This window comes from Pseudoxanthomonas sp. GW2 (genome assembly GCF_000283075.1).
GTDB lineage: Bacteria > Pseudomonadota > Gammaproteobacteria > Xanthomonadales > Xanthomonadaceae > Pseudoxanthomonas.
Genome location: NZ_ALIP01000057.1, coordinates 1 through 3,634, shown reverse-complemented (window position 1 = coordinate 3,634; position 3,634 = coordinate 1). Strand labels below are relative to the sequence as shown.

The window sequence follows — 3,634 nt, the reverse complement described above, 5'->3', positions numbered from 1 at the left end:
GCTCCACCGGGGTCTCCGGCAGCACCCAGCGCGGCGCGGTGTCGGCGCGGCCGTAGCCGCGACTGGCCACGCCCGGGCGCCAGCCTTCGCGGCGCAGGCGCTCGACCAGGGCCAGGGTCAGCGGGGTCTTGCCGGCGCCGCCGGCGGCCAGGTTGCCGACCACCACCACCGGCACCGGCACGCTGTGCCGGCGCAGCAGGCCGATCCGGTAGAGCCGGCCGCGCAGGGCGATGGCCGCGGCGTAGACCGTGGCCAGCAGCCGTGCCGGCAGCGGCACCGGGCCGTCGTTGAACCACCAGGAAGGGGTCTTCGGGGCGCCGCGGCTCATGCCCGGACCTCCCCGGGCGCCGCGCCGGCGTTCGCCGCTGCCACCCAACCGCTGTGCAGGATCCCGCGCATCACGCCTGGCGCTCGCGGAACTGGGCGCTGTGCAGGTGGGCGTAGAGGCCGCCGGCGGCGACCAGCTCGGCGTGGGTGCCGCGCTCCACGATCCGGCCCTGGTCCAGCACCAGCACCTGGTCGGCGTGCTCGATGGTCGACAGGCGGTGGGCGATCACCAGGGTGGTGCGCTCGGGCATCAGCCGCTGCAGTGCGTCCTGCACCAGGCGCTCGGATTCGTTGTCCAGGGCCGCGGTGGCCTCGTCCAGGATCAGGATCGGCGCGTCGCGCAGGATCGCGCGGGCGATCGCCAGGCGCTGGCGCTGCCCCCCGGACAGCAGCGCGCCGTTCTCGCCGATCGGGGTATCCAGGCCCTGCGGCAGGCGCTCGATGAACTCCCAGGCGTTGGCCGCCTCGGCCGCGGCGCGGATCGCCTCGTGGCTGGCGTCGGAGCCGTAGGCGATGTTGGCGGCGACGGTGTCGTCGAACAGCATCACCTTCTGCCCGACCAGGGCGATCTGCCGGCGCAGGTCGCTCATGCGGTACTCACTGAGCGGCACCCCGTCCAGGGTGATGCGCCCGGCGCTGGGCTCGTAGAAGCGCGGCACCAGCCGCACCAGGCTGGTCTTGCCCGAGCCGGAGCGGCCGACGATCGCGGTCACCGTGCCCGGGCGGGCGACGAAGCTGACATCGTCCAGGGCGAAGCCGGGCTGGTCGCGGTAGCGCAGGCTGACGTGCTCGAACGCCAGCTCGCCGCGGGCGCGGTCGATGCGGCGGGTGCCGGTGTCGGTCTCTTCCTCGCTGTCGATGATCTGGAACAGCCGCTCGGCCGCGGACACACCGCGCGCGACCGCGGTCTGCACGCTGGTCACCCGGCGCAGCGAGGGGATGATGGCCATCATCGCGGTCATCAGCATGACGAAGTCGCCGGCATCGAGGCGGCCCTGCAGCGCCTCGCGCGCGGCCACCCAGACGATCGCCGCCAGCGCCAGCGCCGCCAGCAGCTGGACCATGGCCGAGGCGCCGGCGCGGGTGCTCTCGACCTTCATGTTCAGGCCCAGGATGCGGTTGGCGAGGCTGGCGTAGCGCCCGGTCTCCAGCGACTGCGCGCCGTGGATCTTGACGTCCTGCTGCGCCGCCAGCGACTGCTCGGCGCTGGCGGCCATGCGCCCCATGCCGTCCTGGATGCCGCCGCTGATGCGGCGGTAGCGCTTGCCCACGTACCACACGATCACGCCGATCAGAGGGGTGATCAGCAGCATGGCGAAGGTCACCTTGATGCTGGCCCACAGCATGATCCCGAGCAGGCCGGCGATGGTCAGGCTGTCGGTGACCAGGGTCTTCAGCGCCTCGGAGCTGGCCTGGGTGACCTGTTCGGTGTCGAAGTTCAGGCGGCTGACCATCACCGGGGTGGATTCGGCGTCGAAGTGCGCCGACGGCAGCCGCAGGTACTTGGCCAGCACCTGCTCGCGCAGGTCGCGGACCACGCTGCGGCCGGTGCGGGCCATGCCATAGTCGGTGACGAAGGTGGCCAGGCTGCGCAGCACGAACAGGCCGACGATGGCCAGCGGCAGGAACACCGCGTCCTCGGCCGTGGGCTGCACGAAGTTGTTGGTCAGCGGCTTCATCAGCCGCACGAAGCTGGCGCCAGCCACGGCTTCCACCGCCATGCCGACCAGGGCGGCGGCCAGGAACATCCAGTACCTGCGGGTGTAGCCGAGCAGGCGCCGATAGATCGGCCAGACCGGTTGCCGGGGGGTACGACTCAAGACTGCGGCTCCGGTGCGGTGGCGATGGCGATGCGGCGGAAGCCCAGCTGGGCCAGGGCGTCCTGGGCGGTGACCACCGCCTGGTACGGGGTGCGGGCGTCGGCGCGCAGCATCACCGGCAGCTCGCGGTCGTCGCCGGCGGCCGCGGCGATGGCCTGCTTGACCGCCTCCACGTCGGTGCGCAGCACCTCCTGCTCGCCGACGAAGTAGCGGCCGTCGGCGTTGACCAGGATGTTGAGGGTCTTCGGCGGCGCCGGCTGCTGCGCGCTGGCCACCGGCAGCTGCAGCTGCAGGGTCGAGCGGACGTCGAAGGTGGTGGTGATCACGAAGAAGATGATCAGCACCAGGATGACGTCGATCAGCGGCACCAGGTCGATGCCCGGCTCGTAGTAGGCGCGCTGGTCGCGGATACGCATGGCCGTCCCTCAGCCGCGCACCGGGGCCGCCGGCGCCGGGCGCTGCGCCGGGCGCGCCGCGGCCGGGCGGGCGGCGCCGGGCGCGCGCTCCAGGGCGTCGAGCAGCGCGGTGGCCTGTTCCTCCATCTCGATCACGTAGCCGGCGATGCGGCTGCGGAAATAACGGTGGAACACCAGCGAGGGCACCGCCACGATCATGCCGGTGGCGGTGCACACCAGCGCCTTGCCGATGCCGCCGGCCAGCTGGTTCACGTCGCCCAGGCCATGGTCGAGGATCCCCAGGAACATCTGGATCATGCCGATCACCGTGCCCAGCAGGCCCAGCAGCGGGCCGGCCGAGGCGATCGTGCCCAGGGCGCTGAGGAAGCGCTCCATGCGGTGCACCAGGTGGCGGCCGGTGTCCTCCAGGCGCTCGCGGATCAGCTCGCGCGGGCGGTGGCGCACGTCCAGCGCCGCCGCCAGCAGCGCACCCAGCGGCGAGTTGCGCCGCAGCGATTCGATGTGGGCCGGTTCCAGCTCGCCGCGGGCCGCCCAGTTACGGACTTCCTCGCCCAGGCGCGGGGGCATGACCTCCACCCGGCGCAGGCTCCACAGCCGCTCGATGATGATCGCCAGGGCGACGAGACCCAAGAGGATCAGCGGCAGCATCGGCCAGCCACCGGCCTTGACCAGTTCCCACACCTGAACCACCTCCGGCACGCAGCCATCTTGCACAGGAACGTAAGGATGACGGCAAACGCCTGCGCGGCGCCAGCCCACCAGACGCCGGCGCACGTAACCGGCCGGGAAACGCCGGCGCCGGCCGGCCGCCGCCCCCGCCCGGTCGGCCGTCGCACCCTGCTCCGGCGCACGGCCGGCGGCGTTGGCCGGCCGCCGCCCTACTCCTCCTGCTCCCCCGGCGGCGGCAGCGGGCGATCCCACAACCGCCTGCGCCATGGGCGGCGCTCGCGCACCGCCAGGCCGTCGCCGTCCAGCCAGACCCGGATTGCGCCGGAGGCCGGCGTGGCCAGCACTTCGGCCCCGTGGTAGCGCCAGCGCCGCACCACCGGCTCGTGCGGGTGGCCGAAGCGG

General features: G+C 73.0%; 5 protein-coding genes. All 5 read right to left on the bottom strand.

Annotated elements, in window-relative coordinates:
- Window positions 1-328: tetraacyldisaccharide 4'-kinase (locus B351_RS16205; protein WP_039730853.1), on the bottom strand; the 328-nt coding region annotated here is incomplete at its 3' end.
- A 70-nt stretch (window positions 329-398) separates the two neighbouring features.
- Window positions 399-2,147: a lipid A export permease/ATP-binding protein MsbA gene (msbA, locus tag B351_RS0104465; RefSeq protein WP_026010359.1), complete on the bottom strand. Its 1,749-nt coding sequence runs from the start codon at window positions 2,145-2,147 to the stop codon at window positions 399-401.
- Window positions 2,144-2,563, bottom strand: coding sequence for a biopolymer transporter ExbD (locus B351_RS0104460; protein ID WP_019397849.1), 420 nt, complete (start codon window positions 2,561-2,563; stop codon window positions 2,144-2,146). The genes msbA and B351_RS0104460 overlap by 4 nt, the downstream gene beginning before the upstream one ends.
- Window positions 2,564-2,572: 9 nt before the next feature.
- Window positions 2,573-3,244: a MotA/TolQ/ExbB proton channel family protein gene (locus B351_RS0104455; RefSeq protein WP_026010358.1), complete on the bottom strand. Its 672-nt coding sequence runs from the start codon at window positions 3,242-3,244 to the stop codon at window positions 2,573-2,575.
- A 197-nt stretch (window positions 3,245-3,441) separates the two neighbouring features.
- A partial coding sequence (locus B351_RS17750) for a hypothetical protein (RefSeq protein WP_039730852.1) occupies window positions 3,442-3,634 on the bottom strand: 193 nt, incomplete at its 5' end.